The following is a 19,850-nucleotide window of genomic DNA, read 5'->3' on the forward strand; positions in this document are numbered from 1 at the left end:
TTATATTTTATCATGGATTTTGTTCCAATGACGGTTGTAAAATAATCTGCTGCTCCGGTATAAATTCAATTACCCTTGGGTGGTTCGCCGGTATTTCAAAAAATGGGTTTGCATTGTTCAAGTGTGTCCCTGGATACCTTCTGCTCAGAGTACGTCCATTTCTGTACACATCATATCTTCTATGCCCTTCAAAAGCCAACTCCAATCTACGCTCATCCAAAACCACATCCAATACGGTCTTGCCATCGGGAAGGTTGCCCAATGTATATTCGGGTACTCCCGCTCTTTGCCTTAAGATGTTGATGTTATCCAAAGCATCTTGATCGGCACTGCGTTTGGCCAAGGATTCTGCTTTGTTCAAGTACATTTCCGCAAATCTGGATACCGTGGGCGACCACATATGTAAATCGTCTTCCTGTAGAGAAGCTTTGAGAATAAAGAACTTAGGATGTCCGTTCCTTTTCTGCAAATCAAAATCATAGATAACGTCTTGACGACCATTTGGACCATTAAAATAGTAAACTGTCTCACCATCCACATCCTCAGATTGCAAGGTGTAGTTGCTGTCCTCATAATCAAATGTTATGGTTCCTCCAGTATCCGTGGTCTGTGCAAACTGGTACACATAGTTCTCATTTACCCAATACACTGCCGGTATTTTGGCACCTGCATCATCGGTTAAATATTGGGGCTCGATAAATGATTTTCTAGCATCTTCGGGATTTTCGTCAATTAAATCCAAATATGACCTTGAGGCATACATTTCTCCCCAACCGGTACCTTCAACCGTGGCATAGAACGAACCAATAGTATACCAATCGTCCCACTGTCCCAACAAGTCGGACGAACTGCTTAAGGTAACTGCAAAGATTGCTTCCGGATTTTGGTCAGGTCTCAATCTGTTCATTTCGGAAAATTCCGATGTAGGCAATAGGGAATAGAATCCAGAGTTGATTACCTTATCGGCATATTCCTCTGCCTTGGCGTTGTCCTCCATATACAAATAGACTCTTGACAGTAATGCTTGTGCCGCTTCCTTGGACGCAAAGGATGCTCCTTTGTTTTCGGTCATCAAGGATTCTGCTTTCAGCAAATCGCTAATGACTTGGTCATAGACCTCTTGAACCGTACTCCTGTCAGGTCTATCTTCCGTATCGGACGTAAGTTTCAAAGGAATGGAAGGGTTTGCCCCACCTTGGTTATATGGTCTTCCAAAAACATTTCCCATTTGAAAGAACACCAATGCCCTCAAATAATAATTCTCGCCCAACAACTGATCTCCTTCAACAGATTCGCCTTCGGCTATTTTTTCAATCATCAGGTTTGTGCCCACAACAATCTTGTAGGAATTTCTCCAGAACCTATCAACCCTGGAGTTTGTGGCAATGGATTGATAGTTGTAGAGGAAAAACAGATGGTCTGTTGTACCTCCGCTCAAGGTTATATTATCACCGGCATATTCTGAGATCCTATGTAGATCATCTACCCAACCGTCATAACCAACATCACCTTTCAACAAGGCATAATTGCCTATTGTGGCTGTTGTAACGGACCCTGGGTCACTAAAAAGATCATCAACTGCTATTTGATCATAAGGGTTTCGCTCTATATCGCAAGAGTAAAACACAAATGCGGTAACGGATAAAATAGTATATATTATTCTTTTCATTACGTTGCAATTAAGTTTTTTAAAAAGTTACGCTTAGTCCCAATACATACCTTCTTGGAACGGGGTAGGTTAAACTTACCGAGCCAGATAATCCTGGAATGGCATCTCCGGGATTACCCCTTACTACTGGGTCTACCCCAGTAAAGTCAGTAATGGTAAATAGATTGTCCCCTGCCAAATAAATGTTGGCATTGCTTACACCCAACTTGGTCAGGATGTTTTGGGGCAAACTATAAGAGAGCGTTACATTGTTCAACCTTAGGTAGCTTGCATCTTCCAAATATCTTGAAGAACGCTTATTGGAATTGTTGTTCCCTCCTTCTATGGCTTGGGGATGTGTTGCAATATCGCCAGGTTGCTGCCATCTGGACCATCCATCGGCCAGTACCATCTGATTGAATGTTGAATAGAATCCATCAGAATCAAACAGCTCTCGGGAAGCATTGTACAATGTTCCCCCTTTGGAGAAACTAAAGTTGGATGTCAAAGACACATTCTTGTACCTAAGACTGGTATTAAACCCACCAATAAAATCGGGTGTTGAAGTGCCTACTGTTTGTAATGTAGCCTCATTCCAATCGCTTGTTTCCGACTTTGCCCCGGTATCTGGGTCGACCACTTCCCATAATGGCAGACCATTATCTGGATTTACACCCAACCATTTTCTAATGTACCAAGTGTCCGCATCTTCTCCTATCTTGAAGATTTTTGAACCTACTGGTATTTCTTCTTGCTCATCAAAAAGTTCAGTGATCTCATTTCTATTGACCCCAATATTGAAACCAACATTGAAGTTAAAGTCAGGCTTTGATACAATGTCGGCAGATACCGAAGCTTCAAAACCTTTGTTGGTCAATCCTCCTACGTTTTCCCAGAATCCTTGAAATCCGGTAAGATCAGGGAGACTCACAAAATAGAGTAGATCTGATGTATTCTTGTTGTAATATTCAAACGTTAGGCTTACAACATCCAAAATCCTTGTATCCAAGGCCAAGTTGGTCTCATAGGACTTCTCCCACCCTAAATCTGGATTTCCAAATTGATCCAATATGGCCCCCGGGGTTCCAATATACTGGGTGTTTACCCTATATGTTCCTTGGTAAGGATATAATGATGATGGTCTGTTGCCCACCGAACCATAACTGGCCCTAAGTTTTAATTGATTGAAAACATCGGTATTAAAGAAGTCTTCTTTATGAATGTTCCAACCCAAACCGATAGAAAAGAAATTACCGTATTGATTGTCCAATCCAAAGTTTGAGGCCCCGTCCCTTCTAATGGAAGCCTTTGCAAAATACTTGCTCTGGTAGTCATACTCTGCAGCCAAGAAAAAGGATTGCAGGGCATATTCATTCTTGCGACCTTCTATCTCTCCTGTCTCACTGGCGGCATTAAGGATCTCACCTCCTGCGATGATTCCATTTCCAGAGGCTCCAAAATCCTCATACTCGTAATCATTGTATTCATATCCACCTAAGATACTTACTGTATGGTTATCATTGAAAATATTGCTGTATTTCAGCATTTGCGTTGTTAACCTAGTGTTCCTATTGGCCGTAAAGTTTCTGATGCTCCCACCATTGGCCAGACCTGAATTGGACCTTGGGTCTGTATATTGGAGATCCTTTCTTCTGTAGAGCGTAAAGTTATTGGTTGAATGAAAGACTAAATTCGGTACAATTTCATATTCAAAGTCAAAGTTTGCACTGAAGTTAAAGTTGTTGCTGGAAGAGTAGTTCCACTGTTGATCATAGAAGTAGTTTCTTTGATCCCTACCCAACCAGTCTTGGGAATCTTGTGCATTTACTGGAATTCCTTCACTATCAAAGGGTACGTCCCAAGGTAAGTTTAGGTACAACTCATACAGAGGAGCTTCGGCAATGCGGTCCCTATTATCAAAACTAAACGCCAACTTTGGTTTTATGGTCAGCTTTTTGTTCATTTTATAATCCACATTTGTACGGAAGGTATACCTGTCCAGTTCATTTCCTTTTACGGTACCCTCTTCATTGTAATACCCCATGTTCAAGAACAGGTTCAAAGTTTCCGTGGCAGAAGTAAAGGATACATTGGCATCCCTTACCAAAGCATTCCTTGTACCTCCTTTTACCCAATCTGTGTTCCTACTCAGCAGGCTTTCATCAAACCATGGCTGCGAGTTTTCAAATTGAGTGTGGTAATCATACAATTGCTGTGAGTCCATTACCTCAAACTGGCCGCTATTGAACTGATTGATGGCCAATTTGGTACTCACTTGAATCTGGGGTTTTTCACCCATGGGAGCTCTTTTGGTGGTTACCACTACCACACCGTTGGCACCTCTGGATCCGTATAATGCTGTTGCCGAAGCATCCTTCAGCACAGATATATTGGCCACATCATTTGGGTTGATAATAGGAACACCATGCTGGATTACGCCATCCACTACCCATAAGGGAGTAATGTTCCCGTTCAAGGAGGCAACACCCCGTATCAGGATATTTGGAGCAGAACCAGGAGATCCGCTGGAAGCGGCCACTTGAACGCCCGCGGCTTTTCCTTGTAGCATCGAGGAAACCTCGGGAGTGGTTATATCTTTTAGTTTTTCAGAGTCAATACTGACCAAAGACGAAGTCACCGTCTCTCTTTTCTGTGTACCATAAGCCACTACAACCACCTCTTCCAATTGACTCACATCTTCTTGGAGCGTGACTGTTATGTTGGTCCGGTTTCCAACTTGTGTTTCTTGAGTGGTAAATCCTATGGAAGATATTACCAAAACATCATCGGAGGTTACATTGTCTATAGTAAACATTCCGTCAAAATCCGTTACGGCGCCTTTCGCTTGATCCTTGACCAATACGTTGGCACCAACAACAGGCTGTCCTGTACCGTCAACAACAGTACCGGTAATTGGCTTCTCTTGTGACCACGAAACCATGGCAAAGAGAAATAGCGGAATTAATAAAATTAATTTGCGGTTTTTCATAAAGAGTTATTTAGTTAGTAAACAGATGATTGTTAAGTTCAAAAGGTTTCTTTAATCCAATTATAGGGTTTGCGTTTGATCCACATACCTCTGGTGAAGTCAGGAAAATCCTGCGGTTCCCCGTTGTTTTCAATTGAAGCTTCAGATAGCGGGGTCACTGCACTCCAAGCGGCAGCGTCATAAGCGTCCATTGGTGGTGCTATATTTTGTTTTGCAGATTCCACAAAGGCATTCATGACAAAGAAATCCATACCTCCGTGTCCAGATCCCATGGCATACTCGCCAAATTTTTCCCAAAGGGGATGATCGTACTTCTTGAGCCAAGCATCCATATCTTCCCAGGAATGACTTTTTGAAACCCCTTCAACATAAATTCGACGGGTGTGATAATCAAAATCCGTAATTCCTTTGGATCCTTGCACCGTAAATCCCAATGAATAGGGTCTTGGTGAGTTTACATCGTGCGTTACAATGATTGTCTCTCCATTTGCTGTCTCAATGGTAGAGGTTATCACATCTCCTTGTTTCCATTTCAATTTGGCATTTGGATGGTTCTCTCCACCGTTATCCACAATATATTTGTGCAGTCCAACACCCTTGGTTGCATGCGATGTCATGGACACAAAACGGTTTCCTCGATTGACATCGGCCATTACGGCAATGGGACCCAAACCATGGGTTGGGTATACATCTGCATTCCGAAGTAAAGAATGCTGCGTCCTCCATTTGGATTCGGATATGCCCTTTTCCCCAAATTCAACGCCCTTGCCATATGCAGTTTGACCATCATTGAATTTAACACCTCTAAGGTCGTGTTTGTAGCCACAGGTAAAGTGCAACATTTCTCCAAACACATTCTTTTTTACCATATTAAGAACAGCCAGAATATCTCTTCTATAGCACACATTTTCCAATATCATCAGATGGCTTCCCGTCCTTTCATGCGTATTCACCAAATCCCAACATTCTTCAAGCGTATTGGCAGCCGATACTTCTAGGCCCGTATACTTACCCGCCTCCATGGCATCAACGGCCATTTTGGTGTGCCATAGCCACGGGGTTGAAATTATCACAGCATCCACTTCCTGTAATTCCAGTAAGTTTTTATAATCGAGCGTGTTTTCTCCAAAAACCTTTGGCTTTTTAAACCCAGCTTCAGACAATTTCCCCAATGCAATCTCAATACGCTTGGGGTCTATATCACAAATGGCGGTGATTTCAACGTCTTTCCTCTGAAGGGCATTGTTCAAGTGGTTGGTACCCCTAAGGCCCACCCCAATGAAAGCCAGCCGTAGTTTGCTGTCATAGATATTTAACTTTTTCCCAAAAACCGTCTCTGGAACCATGGCCATTCCGGCTGAAGCCAAAGCAGCTGTCTTAACAAAGCCTCTTCTTGAATTCATGTTTTAATTTAGTTTGACCCAAATTTGGGGGTTTAAACGGATAACGTTTTTATGGTTTTCAATCAAAAACAGGGTGTATTTCTTCCTTTTTATAAGGCATGACGAAATACTACACCTTTATGACTGATTTTGTGCAAGTGCAAGAAGCTCTTCCTGATGCGTTGGAATCCACCGATGAATAGTTGTAAAGGCAAACTTGGTTATTCAACTTGGAAAATCTTGACGACAAAGTGTTTTCATTTTTATATATATTTTTGAATGTATAATGACCCCTTGCATTGCATTAGGCTGGAAATGTACCCCTTGAAGCCCCATCTGATCATATTTTCCACCTTTTTAGTGGAAATGTCCAATCAATATTGAGCGGAAATGACAAAATTTGTGTCTATGTTGGTCATTTACCTTGTAAAATGAATTGCGTAACGTGCTCACCCTTTAAGAAAACGATTGTTCTATTGACCCTTTTCCTATTTCATCTGGCAGGGGGGTATGTTCTTGGACAGGATCAGGTGTACTTTAAATCCTTGACCCCAACGCACAACAACAAACAGCAATTTGTCAGCAACGTAGCCCAAGATTCATTAGGAAATATCTGGATGTCTTCTTCCCAAGGAGTATTGATTTACAATGGCTATACCTTTTCCTTGATTGACAAGGAGAGTATCTTTCCTACCATTGACGAGCAAGACAGGATTGAGTATATCATAAATGATAATTCAAAAAATATTTGGATCAATACACGCAACGGCCTTTTGGCAAAGTATGAAACGAGGCGTGGCCAATTTGAAAGTTTTGATCACAAATTGGGTAAAAAATTGATTTGGAGGATTCGTCCCAATGGCAAACAGGTATGGATGGCCACAAAAAGTGGTGACATTTATATTTATTCCAAGCAAAAGTTTGACAGCATCACCACTATCCCAAATATCAACATGGCGGACAACATGGTGAACAATTTGGATTTTGATAAGAATGACAATGTTTATGTAGGCACCACCCAAGGTAAAATCTACAAATACTCGGTACAGTCCGGAAGACAGACCGAAATTATTGGGCCTTTCACTGACTATCCTGGCGGTATCGTGTTAAGAATGGACAAGGAAAATAGGCTTTGGATTGGAACTGAAGGAAATGGATTGCACATTTATGATATTGCCCAACAAAAAATCATATCAAAAGACTTCTTAAAAGGAGATACAAAGAATATTGAATCCTCTCTCTTCTTAAGCCTGTTTTTGGACAGCGATGAAAATATTTGGGCAGGAACCGATGGCAACGGAGTCTACAAGATAAACAACAACACAGGACATGTCCAGAGCTATAAAAAAAGATACCTTGATGAATTTTCCATTGAGAGCAACACTATATTGGATATTAGCGAGGATGATCATAAAAATATATGGCTGACCAACAAATATGGAACGCTGAGCATAATCCCCAAAACCAACAAAGATGTAAATTATCATACAGGGTCTGACAATACCATTCCAATGAGGGTATTGAGCATTTTTAAAGCCTCGGACCAAACACTTTGGATTGGGACTGATGGCAACGGACTGACCAGAATACTTAATAATGGTACATCAAAACAATTTTTTAATGATTCGGAAAATTCGTTTTACGTCCAATCCATAATCGAAGATGAACGGCAAAATCTCTGGTTTGGAACCTATAGAAATGGTCTCTGGCATTACAATTTTGGAACAAAAGCTTTCAAGTCCCTATCCGTTGTAAACGAGAAAGGGCAGATGGCCCAGGACATTAGGGAATTGTTCAAAGATTCAAAAGGAAGAATATGGGTTGGATCCAATGTATCACTCAATATTTATAATTCCGAGCAAAAGCTATTGGCTTCATTCGGTAACAATAAAAATGGGCTACATGGTGTAATCGTTGAAAAAATAATAGAGGATTCTCAAGGAAACATTTGGGCTGGACAAATTGGTGGCGGTTTATTCAAGTTTGTGGAAAACAACCAAAACATCAACCATTCGTTTTTTGAAAATTATCCTTCCCCTTCAGGGGAAATTGTACCCCGCATCATTTCAATGATATGCAGTTCCGATGATAAGATTTGGCTCATCAATGAACAATTTAAATTGAATGTCTTTGATATAAAAAACAAAACATTCACTGATTTTGAAAATTTTAAAACCATCAAAGACTTAACTTTTAAGGCCATTAACCTGGTTGACAAGGACAATATTTGGGCCAGTACCGGAAATGCAATCGTTCATTTAAACGCAAAGACCTGTACAACCAAAATGTACTATTCTTCAGATGGCCTACCGGATGGCTCCTTCATGTTAAAAAGTACATTTAAGGATAAGGATGGACAACTCTATTTTGGCAGCACAAAAGGAGTTGCCCATTTTTTCCCTGAAAAATTGAAAAAGGAACCTTTGAACCCCAAATTAGTGGTCCATGATGTCCAAGTTCTGAACAAACCTGCCAAAGACCTACTCCCCGATCAGATAAAATCTGAAGTGTTCAACCTTGACCATCTAAATCTGGGATACAATCAATCTTCTTTTTCAATTCGGTTTTCGGCCATAGACAATATTCTAAACCCCAATTATTTTTATTCGTATAGATTAATGGGTTTTGATGATGAATGGAAAAGTACCTATACAGAAGGCTTCGCATCATATACCAATGTGCCTCCAGGTGGCTATACCCTTGAGATAAAAGCGTATGGGATGAACGATCTATCATCAAGCGTTGAAAAGAAGATAAACATCACAATTCAGCAACCTTTTTGGAACAAGCCATTGGCGTATGTCATCTATTTTGCACTTTTATCCTTATTGGTTTTTATCATCGTAAAATGGTATAGGGTTAGAAAAAAACTATTTATCAATAGGGTCATTCATGCCAAGGAACATGATCTGCACAACACGAAAATGGACTTTTTCACCAAAATGTCCCATGAAATACAAACCCCCATCACCTTAATATTGGGTCCCATAGATGACATGCTCAAAAGAGCAGAGCTCAATGGGAACATGCTCTTGAAGGAAAGGCTGAACATTATAGCCAACAATGCAAAGAAACTTAGCCGAATCGCACGGGAACTTACCTTGGTCAGGAGCAGTGATTCCAACAGGCTCAATCTGCTGGTCAGCCAGAATAACCTACACAGTGATATATTGGATATTTGTTCCTCGTTCAAGGAACTTGCACGAAATAAACAAATCGACTTTTCCATAAGCTGCCCAAAAAATCTGGACCATACATGGTACGACAAAGAAAAATTGGAACACATCCTGTACAATCTACTTTCAAATGCCTTTAAATATACCCCTACAGAAGGTAACGTTCAATTACACGTGTCGCCCATAAACAAAAAAAGTTTTGTGAAGATTTCTGTATCCGATTCAGGTCTTGGCATTGAAAAGGAAGAACTGGACAAGATTTTTGAAATTTTCTATCGGTCCAATACCAACAGGCAATACAAAGGGGCAGGAATTGGTTTGGCCTTGACCAAAGACTTAGTGACACTGCATAAAGGTAAAATTAAAGTGAAAAGTGTTCCACATGAAGGGACAACTTTTGCTGTAAAGATTCCTGTTGCCGAAAAATTCTATGATGATTCGGAAAAAATTGCAATAAATCATTTTACACCAAACAAAGTACAGGTAGAAAACATCCAACCACAAGAAGAACCCCAAAATACCCAACACAAGAAAAGTATCTTGGTGGTTGAGGACAACTATGAATTACAGCAACTTCTAAAAGATCTATTGTCTCCCCAATATAATATTTTGCTAGCAGATAATGGAGAAGAAGGCTTCTATCATGCAAAAAACAATATCCCAGATTTGATCATAAGTGATATCATGATGCCCCAAATGGATGGTATAGCTATGAGCAAAGAACTTAAAAAACATAATTTGACCAAACACATCCCCATTGTGTTGTTGACAGCAAAGAACTCCACCAAGGCCAAGATTGAAGGGCTCAAAACAGGGGCTATTGAGTTTATAAACAAACCTTTCAATACCAATGAGTTACTATTGAAAGTAAATAACTTGCTTTTGTCCAAAGAACATATCATTTCAAAATATCGGAAAGAACTGATCAATCGCCCCCAATTTGTCCAAAACCAGTCGCAAGACGAGATTTTTTTGGAGAATTTGGTAGACCATATCAACAGAAATATGGCAGATCCTGATTTTAAGGTTCAACAATTGGCGCAGTCATTGAATATGAGTTATTCCAGCTTGTACAGAAAATGTCTCAATATCACAGGGTTGAGTGTAATTGATTTCATTAGGGACATGCGCTTAAAAAAAGGAGCCGTTCTCTTGACAAAATTCGGGTATTCCATCTCGGAAGCTGCTCATTTGGTAGGGTTTAACGACTCCAAATATTTTTCCAAAAGCTTTAAAGGACAATTTGGAACTACCCCAAAAGATTTTAAAAAGCGTGCCCATACAGCTGAAAACATAGAATCCTACCTTTCCATTTACCAAATAAACAATACGGATTTTGATTATGGATCTTAGGCTAGGCATTCACTAACATAACCCTTTTTTAAAGTCAGTTAATTATAGACGGTAAACTTACAACTCCAGAAAACAACCCTTCTTTTTGGTGACTATATGATCCCATTCAACTATGGTGGAATTGGGGAAACCCATAAATTAAAAAAACTATATACACAGGGGGTTCAAGTGGTCGGGACAGCAGGGTGTGCAAATATTTTATATCTCACTAAAAACCAACCATATAACTTCAGTATTTTGTAATAAGTCACTTTTTCAGATCGTTATGGCTTGTCAAAACTTGAAGGTACCAAATAATATCATTTAACTCTATCTTTCATTAATTGATGCACCTCAAATCATGACTATTTCAACAGGCTAAAAATTTGATTTGTCGGTTTCGCAAATATGTAACTACGCCAACTAGCAGTATATGATTATGATATTAAATCAAGAGACACCTTTGACATTGAAATGACTAAACAATATTTGAGAAGGAAGTTTAAACCAAAACCTACTGCATTTATATGTCCAGGCATTGCGGATATTGACTCCAAATTGCCATATATGCATTTCACTGCCATTTTTTGAAAGAAAACTATTTTCTTACCGCGTATGAGGTTTTAAAATCCGTATTTTGTTTTTATAAAACCAATTTCCTAGAAAGAAAATGTGTGTTCAACCTCCATCAGGCATTATTTGATGTCAAATTTGTATTTCTTGTCTGTATTGACCAAAAAAAGAAGTGCCAGAAATATGGTGCTTTTTTTAGATCAAAATTTTTGGGTCAAACTTTTTATTCTCGCCTTTTTGTCAATCCCGGTTGAAGTGCAAGCTCAGAACAACAGAATAGACAGCTTAAAAAATGAATTGACGCTTCATACCAAAAAGGACTCGGCGAGAGTGAACCTGTTAAATGACCTTGCTTTTGCCTATTTCAGTAGTGACATTCCTAAATCCCTCGAGTATTTAGATGAATCGGGCGCGTTGGCCGATGCTATTGATTTTAAAAAAGGTAAAGCCAGAAGCATTTATATTGGAGGTATTACCGAGGCCATACAATCGAATTTTGAGAAAGCACTCGAAAATTACAATGAGGCACTGAACATATTTGTAGCCATCGATAACAAAACCGGGGTTGCCAATTGTTACAATGCCATAGGAATAACCTATAAAAACAAGGGTGAGCTAAGAAAAGCAATATCGTACTTTGAGAAATCAATTCGCTTGGAAGAGGAGATTGATGAAAATATTAATTCAAGAGCCCTAATAAACTTAGGTGCCACATATGAAGATTTGGGTGAATTTGACGAAGCCATTTCGTATTTAAAGAAGGCACTCCTTATTGCTAAAAAAAATAAGGACGAACAATTGATTGCCTATAGTTTAAATAATATCGGAACTGTTTATGTGGCCCAAGGCAATTATCCGCTTGCTCTAGAACACTTTAAAGAATCCTTGTACATTGATGAAAAGCTTGGAGACAGTTTGGGGATTGCCAATCACCTTTCTAATATCGGCCAAATTTATCAGACTCAGAAATCCTATGATAAGGCAATGGATTACTTTAAGAAATCATTGGAAATCCACAAGCGAACCAATAAAAAACAAGGAATATCACAAGTATTGAGCGATATAGGAACCATACATAAGGAGAATGGAAATTATAAAAGTGCTTTGGATTATTATACGGATGCACTACGTATTAGCAGACAAATTGGCGCTAAAAACGGGGATCCTTATATCCTAATCAATACTGGTGAGGTTAACTTGGCTCTGAAAGATTATAACCTTGCAAAACAATTCTATACCGAGGCAAAAAAAATCAGTCTTAAAACTGAAAATAAAAAAACACTGTGTGAGGCATATATTGGACTTGCAAAAGTCTATGAAAATCAAAAAGAATACAGTATTGCCCTAAAGAATGTGCTAAAAGCGAATGAAATTTCCAAAGAGTTTGGTTTTTTAAAAAATCAAAAGGAATCTGCGAAAATACTTTCCTCAATATATAATGATACAGGCAACTACAAAAAAGCCTTAGAAAGCCACCAACAATACAAAATATTGAATGACAGCCTTTTTAACAAGGAGAATGTCGAAAAAATTGCCCAACTTGAGTACGAGTACAAATACAAACAAGCCCTGGACTCCGCCAGTATTCGTGAATTGAAGCTTACCAAGACTGTACTGACCACCTCGCAAGATCTGGCAAAGACCAAACAAAATTACTTATGGGCTGTTATCGGCATTCTGGTCATCTCTATTCTGTCCGGTTCCTTTGTTTTCCATCAAAAATACAAGACTGTTAAAATCAGGAACCAAAACATTGTGACCGAGCAAAAACTTTTGCGTTCCCAAATGACGCCTCATTTTATATTCAATTCGCTTTCGGTCTTGCAGGGAATGATCTTGAACAAGGAAGAGAAAAAATCGGTCACCTATCTTTCGAAGTTTTCCAAGCTCTTACGTATCGTTTTGGAAAATTCAAGGGATAAAATCGTTCCTCTGATTCAGGAACTGGATGCCATTGACAATTATATGATATTGCAGAATTTGGATGCCGACCCACCTTATGGTTATAGTTTAGTGGTTGACGAGAACATAGATATTAACTTATTTTTGATACCACCCATGCTCATTCAGCCCTTCATCGAAAATGCCATAGAACATGCCTTTATCAATGACCAAGAACAATGTGAAATAGAGATTCACCTAAGTTTCAAGAATCAAAAGTTAAACTGTACTATAATGGACAACGGTGTTGGAATAGATGCCATGCTCCAAAAAACGAGTACAAAAAAGAAGTCGTTGGCCACCACCATTACCAGTGAGCGGCTAAACCTCTTGGCCAAAGATTTCAACATGTCAGGGGCTATATTTGTTGAGGATAGAAAAAAATATAATGAGCAAGGAACCAAAGTTACCTTGATCATTCCCTATAAAATAATCGAAAATTCATGAAGGCACTTATCGTTGAAGACAAAGCCTATATCAGAAAAGGATTGATAAACCTTTTGGAAACGGTTGAAACCAATGTAGAAATCATAGGTGAATGTACTTCGGTCAAGGAGGCCGTGGTGGTCTCGAACGCCTGTAAACCAGAATTGATATTTCTGGATATTAATCTCACCGATGGTACTGGATTCGACTTTCTCGACCAAACCGAGCATCTTAGCTTCAAAACCGTATTCATTACCGCCTATGAAGAATATGCTTTGAAGGCACTTAAGGCTGGAGCCGTAGATTATCTTTTAAAACCTGTTGACATTGAGGAATTGGATTTGGCGTTAAAAAAGATAAAGACATTACCTATTACCGAACAAAAAAAGCAAATAAATACGGTAAAAAAGGTTTGGTATCAAGATGATGCTACTTTGGTTCTTTCGCTCAGCGACAGTTTTCAGGTCATAAACCTACAAGAATTATTGTACTGCGAATCCGACAAGGGATATACGACATTCTACTTGGCCAATGATAAAAAATACGTGGCTTCCAAGCCATTGAAGGAATACGAAGATAAACTTGAAAAGGTCAACTTCACCAGACCTCATCAGTCTTTTATGGTAAACTTGAAGTTCATCGACAAGTACGATAAGTCGGGAATTATCTATTTGAAGAATGGTCAAAAAATTCCCGTTTCTTCACGAAAAAAAGAGGCTTTTATAACCACTTTTTTGAGGTACAATAGTCATTAAGAACTATTGTCCCAATGACCGTAATCACCAGAAATAGCTATCTCTCCAAAACGCATATTCCCTTACATCACTCAAATAACAATTCCCGGTTCACGAAAATGGATTGCCCATTTCATAGGAAATACCATTGACCCATCTTTACCCTGACCAAACCATTTCTTACTTAAGTCCTCTACGAAAATCACACTTTTCCAATGGTGCTTATCAAGAAATATTAAAATCAAACTTTAATGGAAAACATCAAATCCAAACTAGGCCAAGGGGGCCTTGTACTTGCAGCTATGGGCCTAATTTCTGCCCTATTGTCAATTTTTAATTACAACATCAGATTACTTGCCTGGATAGATAGCTGGGGCAGTACCACGGGATGGGTGCTCAGGGTAGTATTAATTCTAGCAGGTGGCGCTCTGTTTTTTTTATTCGGAAGAGCAGAAGAGGAATAATCAACCTAAAGAATGATACCAATGAAAATACATCTGATAATTTTAATGATAGCGATAACGCTGGTTTCCTGTGGAGGAGACGCAGCAAAACAGCCTGCCAACGCCGATGGCTTTGCAGGTATTGAGAAAGAACTGAAAAGTGAATTTGGCGATGATGCCCACTATACAGAATTGACCATCATTTACAATGAATCCATCGGCAATAGCATTTCGACCACGGTAACCGATGCCCCTGAATCTTTGAAAATGGGGCAATGGACCTACTCATTGGGCAACTGGAACCAAACTTCTGAAGTAACCTTGGAAATACCAGAGGGTACCAAGGCGGCAGATTTTATGTTTCAACTGGGTGAAAAAATCAGTCTGGTGCAATTAGGAGAACTCATAGAAAAATCAAGTGAGCAACTAAAGACAGAGAAAGACATCGACAACCCTCGACTTGAAATGGCATTTGTCAAATACCCAAAGAACGGTGATGTAAATGATGCCCAATACATTGTAAAACTGCAACCTGAAAATGGGGGGACTTCCTTCACTTTTTCATATCAAATGGACGGTACATTAATTGAAATGGACTATTAAAATTTCGTACGGATTATCCTAATAAACCAAAGTCATAAAACCAATGGAGAACTTAATTCGAATAAAAAAACCATACAATTCTTTAGATGAACTCTATGATTTCTTAAAAAAAGAATCAGGTTTTGAATGCTCGAAAGAATATGATGTCTGGGAACAACGCACGGATGCCAGCGGGCAAATGGCACAATGTATTGTACTTAAAAAAAGTGGCATGCACGCAGTAAAGTTATTTTTTGTGAATGAAAACACGGTAAAAGTAAACCATATCATTCCCAATAAATTAATGAATGCCTACTTCGGAAAAAGTGTAAAGGCTCGCAGAAGCATCTTAGAGGTGATTGCAGGAGCCATAAAGCAGGCCATCTTGGTAAAGCCCCAACAGCAAGCATTTAAGGAATTAGAGGGTGAAATTAAAAACTTAGCGGCCTAAAGCTAGGGATGTAATCCAATTAATGACAAAACAAAAATGGATAAAAGCAGCACGTATTTTCCACCAATAAATACCAAAAAATCATCGACAAGGCAGGATGAAAAATGGGATGAGGCAGTGGCCCTTTTTAACGACAAACAGTACGATAAGATAGTCCCAGCCCTATTGGATTATGTCGGAAATCACCTTTCCAGTAAAAAAAAGGGCGACACCTATGAAATTCCCCATGGGTCGGTAGTGGTATCCATTACCCAAACAACCGATGAACTGTTGGTCAAATGCCCGTTTTTGAATATAGAAAATGCCAAAAAGGTACCAATGATGCGAAAATTGGCGGAACTGCGCATGTATCCCCTTAATTTGACCAATGTGGTCTTGGAGGATGATTTGGTGTATTTTACCTTTTCATGCCCCACTACCCTTTGCGAGCCTTATAAAATTTATGGTGTTCTTCGGGAGATTTGTTTTTATGCCGATAGCTTTGATGATGAGTTTATTGAAAAGTTTGAAGCGGAACATCTACAAGAGCCAAAAACCATTTCTTTTTCCGAGGATGTAAAACAGGAAGCCTATACCAATTGTCAAAAAATAGTTGCGGATGGTCTGCAACGTTTTGACCGGTATATGGAAAAACGCCATGGCAACAACGCTTGGTATACCTTGAACATCGCCCTAAAAAAAATAGAATTTCATGCGGAACCTCAAGGGTATTTGCGCACCTTGCTGGAAAAGTCCATTGACGAACTTTATGATGGAAAAATACCCTTTCATGACCGATTGATGAACGGAAAATCGGCCTTGGAAAAGTTGAAGGACTTCCCCCGGGATAAATTTATGGCGGACCTCTACCAAATTGAAACCTTCATCCCCTATAAATACAGTAGCAAAAAGGAGAATATCAGGGAAAACTGGCAAGAAAGTTATGAAGAGGCGCAGGATATGATTTCCAATTCTCGATTTGAAGATGCCGCAAATTTGTTACAGTCCTGTTTTTACAACCTGTTCTATTACAATTTGGTCAACGAAGAGCTCAGCAAGCCCATCACCGACGCCTTGGTACAGTCCAGTGGTCTGGAGTGGAACCAAGCGGCCCCTATCCTTTTAAATGGAATGCAGGCTATAATGGAGGATACCCTAATGGGTGCGGATTTTGGCATGGACCTCTCAAAATTGATGGGCGAACAAATGCAGCAATCCATGGCAATGATGCAACAGATCATGGCAAACTACAAAACCAATTAAGGCAAGAAATTATGGACAATATTGAAAGTTCAGTATATAAAATAAATACCGCAAACGGTACGGGTACAGGATTTTACAACCATGATAACGATATCATCATAACCAATTACCATGTGGTGGCGGGATGTCATACCGTTAGTTTGGAGGGAAAGGACAAGAATAGATACCTGACCCAGGTACTTTATATAAACCCAGGAAAGGATATTGCCTTCCTTAGGGCAAATAACCTTCCCAAACCCGTTGGCGCAGTTCTACTGAACCATAGTACTGTTTCACAGACTCGAGATAAAGTAATTGTCTTGGGTTATCCTTACGGCATGCCATTTACGGTAACCGAGGGAATAGTTTCAAACCCCCGTCAAAGCATAGGTGGCAGCTATTACATTCAGACAGATGCAGCCATAAATCCCGGTAATAGTGGTGGCCCTGTAATCAACGAAAAAGGGGAACTGATGGGTATTGTAACCTCCAAGTTTTCCGATGCAGACAATATGGGCTTTGCCATCCCTTTGGAAACCCTTCGGGAAGAATTGGAGATTGTAAGTGAATTGTCAAATACATTTACCCTCGGTTGTTCCAACTGTGGGGGGCTTATTGAAGAAAAGACAGATTATTGTCCCAATTGTGGAACCAACGTAGACGAAAAACTGTTTGAAGAAATGGCCTTATCGGACTTTAGTCTAAAGGTAGAAGAGGCCATAACTAAGTTGCGCATAAATCCCGTTTTGGCTAGATCTGGCAGGGAGCGTTGGTATTTTCACCAAGGCAGTGCGGAAATACGAATGTTCGTTTACGACAATAATTACCTGTTTGCCACTTCGCCCTTAAACGACTTGCCGCGTACAAATCTGGCCGAGATTTATGAGTATATCTTAACCGCAAATATGGGCCCGCATCGATTATCCATTTCTGACAATCAAATCTACTTATCATATCGCATCCATATCAGCGATTTGTATTCCGACCGTAAAAATGAAATTCTGGAATGTCTGGCCCAGCTTGCCACTAAAGCGGATGAACTCGACAATACATTCGTGAACGATTTTGGGGCAGAAATGACGCATTATAGCAAATAGGGTTTTCTTGGGCCAACAACCCACCCTAACCAAATAGCGATTACAGAACGGTTTTTAGCATCAGGAATAAAAAGCAAGCAACATAAGATCAAAAAAAGGAGAACCATTCATGATGACGTTTGCCCAAACTCTATTTTCTGCATCGGCTATTTTCTGTCTTCTGATATTGGCACTTTTAGCGCTGTCAAAAAAGAGAATCTTTACCGTGGCATTGTTGGTAATAGCCGGTATTTTCCTTGCAACGGCATCATTTTATGCCTATATCGAGTATTCTGCGTATACAAAAAGAAAGGAACGTTACGCAATTCAAGAAATGCACGTTTATGAATTATCCGATAAAGATCCTTCAGCCAGTAAAGAGCTTACAGCTTTTAAGCACTTTCAAGAATATAGAAATGCCTTGCATGGTTACGAAATCTTCCTGTTGGATGTTGGTCTGAACAGTATGGATCATGTTTCCTATCAAAACACGATAAGAGATGAAATAATGGCCGGTTTGGAAAGTCAGGAATATGGGGAAGCATACTGGAATACCATTTTGAACATCACATTTGAATACAATAAAAACACAAAAGAATTCCACAGACCAAACTACGGGTCATTGCGTGTTGTGCCAAGTGTGTATGAATACCATGATTTGGAAGAAAATTATGGCGATTTGGGAGATGCGGAGAACTATGCTTTTTTTGAGCGTATGAGCCAACTAGTGTACATGGGGCAAAAGATAAAATCGTTTGACCGATCTGCAGAAAGTATCTCCGGCCTATGGAATCACAACAAATCCTATATCTATACCTTTTTCTCGAAAAGGAAATACGACAAGCTGTGCAAACAAGTTGTCAACGATTTAGTAGAAGTACATGACTCCATAACCGCAACCCCAAACTATGCAGAGTTTTATGCGGAATATGATATTTCCGACGATGGTTTTCTGGATTTCCCTTCCCAGGAATATACCCGCTCGTTCTACTATTCCTGGCCGTTCAGTTTTTGGGACCGTCGTTTTTCCGAGAACAATGCTGTCGAAGTATATGGCATACTAAAGGAAATTCAAGAACATTATAAAGATTGATATGAAAAAAATAGTTGTCATTTTAACCATTGTCGGTCTTTGCCTTGTAGGATTGGCCTATTATTTTTCATCCGAATCGCTAAGGTTGATTGAAAGGAAACAGGAAGGTGATTCTTTCAATGAATCTATTGAGAAACAAATGATTGCTGATAGGTCTGCCAGGGAAGAGTTACTTTTTGGCAACACCGTCAGCTATCAATCCATTGACTTGAGCAAACCAGATCATGCCAAAATTAACCTATGCATGCAGCACTATGGGGCCAAAGGTGAACTTGATGCGATATGCTTAAACAACCTATTGAAGGTTATAGTGGATGATTTTGGGGAACTGGCATTTTTAAAAGCTACGATTGGTTCTTGTATAAACTACGATAATCTTGTTTTTGATCATAGGTTTTTACCCGATCTGCTTAACAAGAACACCTCGTTGGCCAATAGACTTACCCTCGGCTTTTTGAACCGATTCCGTAACCCTGAACACTTACGATATGCTTTTGACAAACATAAAGGCGACCTTTTTAAAAACACTCCCAAAAGTCTATATCAAAAGATTTTTGAAAAACAAGTGAACGAATTGTTGTCCACTTATAAAGAAATAAAAGATCAGAAAAACAAAGAAGCCTTTTTTGAAGATCTCTATTTTAAAGCAGACTCCCAAAATTTACATGGGCAATATTGGAAGTACACCTTTTGGAAAAGAAGGGAAATAGAAAAAACCGACAGGGTCATTTTCACAATCCTAAATGAAATAAAACAACATTATAACCAATAGCATAACCTGTA

13 protein-coding genes are annotated in these 19,850 nt (G+C 39.4%); 10 read left to right on the forward strand and 3 right to left on the reverse strand.

Annotated features, from left to right (window positions below; translation table 11 throughout):
- Positions 1 to 10 precede the first annotated feature (10 nt).
- The 3 genes from ACP14V_RS10585 to ACP14V_RS10595 are packed head-to-tail and all read right to left on the reverse strand — an operon-like array spanning position 11 to position 6,040.
- Positions 11 to 1,669: a RagB/SusD family nutrient uptake outer membrane protein gene (locus ACP14V_RS10585; RefSeq protein ID WP_272610505.1), complete on the reverse strand. Its 1,659-nt coding sequence runs from the start codon at positions 1,667 to 1,669 to the stop codon at positions 11 to 13.
- A 19-nt stretch (positions 1,670 to 1,688) separates the two neighbouring features.
- Positions 1,689 to 4,637, reverse strand: a complete 2,949-nt coding sequence (locus ACP14V_RS10590; RefSeq protein WP_272610506.1) for a SusC/RagA family TonB-linked outer membrane protein — start codon at positions 4,635 to 4,637, stop codon at positions 1,689 to 1,691.
- 38 nt (positions 4,638 to 4,675) lie between these two features.
- Positions 4,676 to 6,040 (reverse strand): Gfo/Idh/MocA family protein, encoded by a 1,365-nt coding sequence (locus tag ACP14V_RS10595; protein WP_272610507.1) that lies wholly within the window; start codon positions 6,038 to 6,040, stop codon positions 4,676 to 4,678.
- Positions 6,041 to 6,495: 455 nt separating this feature from the next.
- On the opposite strand from ACP14V_RS10595, the gene ACP14V_RS10600 reads away from it, so the two are divergent.
- The 10 genes from ACP14V_RS10600 to ACP14V_RS10645 all read left to right on the forward strand — a co-directional run bounded on the left by ACP14V_RS10600 (position 6,496) and on the right by ACP14V_RS10645 (position 19,839).
- The gene (locus ACP14V_RS10600; protein WP_272610508.1) at positions 6,496 to 10,548 is read left to right on the forward strand and encodes an ATP-binding protein; all 4,053 of its coding nucleotides are present in this window, start codon (positions 6,496 to 6,498) and stop codon (positions 10,546 to 10,548) included.
- Between the two features lie 699 nt (positions 10,549 to 11,247).
- Entirely contained in the window at positions 11,248 to 13,488 is a 2,241-nt protein-coding gene (locus ACP14V_RS10605; RefSeq protein ID WP_424987312.1) for a tetratricopeptide repeat protein, read from the forward strand.
- A complete protein-coding gene (locus ACP14V_RS10610) occupies positions 13,485 to 14,222 on the forward strand; it encodes a LytR/AlgR family response regulator transcription factor (RefSeq protein ID WP_272610510.1) in 738 nt (245 codons plus the stop codon). Before ACP14V_RS10605 ends, ACP14V_RS10610 begins: the two co-directional genes overlap by 4 nt.
- A 230-nt stretch (positions 14,223 to 14,452) precedes the next feature.
- Positions 14,453 to 14,665, forward strand: coding sequence for a hypothetical protein (locus ACP14V_RS10615; protein WP_272610511.1), 213 nt, complete (start codon positions 14,453 to 14,455; stop codon positions 14,663 to 14,665).
- A gap of 21 nt (positions 14,666 to 14,686) precedes the next feature.
- Positions 14,687 to 15,247: a hypothetical protein gene (locus ACP14V_RS10620; RefSeq protein WP_272610512.1), complete on the forward strand. Its 561-nt coding sequence runs from the start codon at positions 14,687 to 14,689 to the stop codon at positions 15,245 to 15,247.
- Between the two features lie 43 nt (positions 15,248 to 15,290).
- A complete protein-coding gene (locus ACP14V_RS10625) occupies positions 15,291 to 15,677 on the forward strand; it encodes a hypothetical protein (RefSeq protein ID WP_272610513.1) in 387 nt (128 codons plus the stop codon).
- Between the two features lie 36 nt (positions 15,678 to 15,713).
- Positions 15,714 to 16,919, forward strand: coding sequence for a hypothetical protein (locus ACP14V_RS10630; RefSeq protein ID WP_272610514.1), 1,206 nt, complete (start codon positions 15,714 to 15,716; stop codon positions 16,917 to 16,919).
- A gap of 11 nt (positions 16,920 to 16,930) precedes the next feature.
- Entirely contained in the window at positions 16,931 to 17,995 is a 1,065-nt protein-coding gene (locus ACP14V_RS10635; RefSeq protein ID WP_272610515.1) for a trypsin-like peptidase domain-containing protein, read from the forward strand.
- 109 nt (positions 17,996 to 18,104) lie between these two features.
- A complete protein-coding gene (locus tag ACP14V_RS10640) occupies positions 18,105 to 19,067 on the forward strand; it encodes a hypothetical protein (RefSeq protein WP_272610516.1) in 963 nt (320 codons plus the stop codon).
- Between the two features lies 1 nt (position 19,068).
- Entirely contained in the window at positions 19,069 to 19,839 is a 771-nt protein-coding gene (locus ACP14V_RS10645) for a hypothetical protein (protein ID WP_272610517.1), read from the forward strand.
- The last annotated feature ends 11 nt before the right edge of the window (positions 19,840 to 19,850 follow it).

The organism is Flagellimonas alvinocaridis (assembly GCF_965248585.1).
Classification (GTDB): domain Bacteria; phylum Bacteroidota; class Bacteroidia; order Flavobacteriales; family Flavobacteriaceae; genus Flagellimonas; species Flagellimonas alvinocaridis.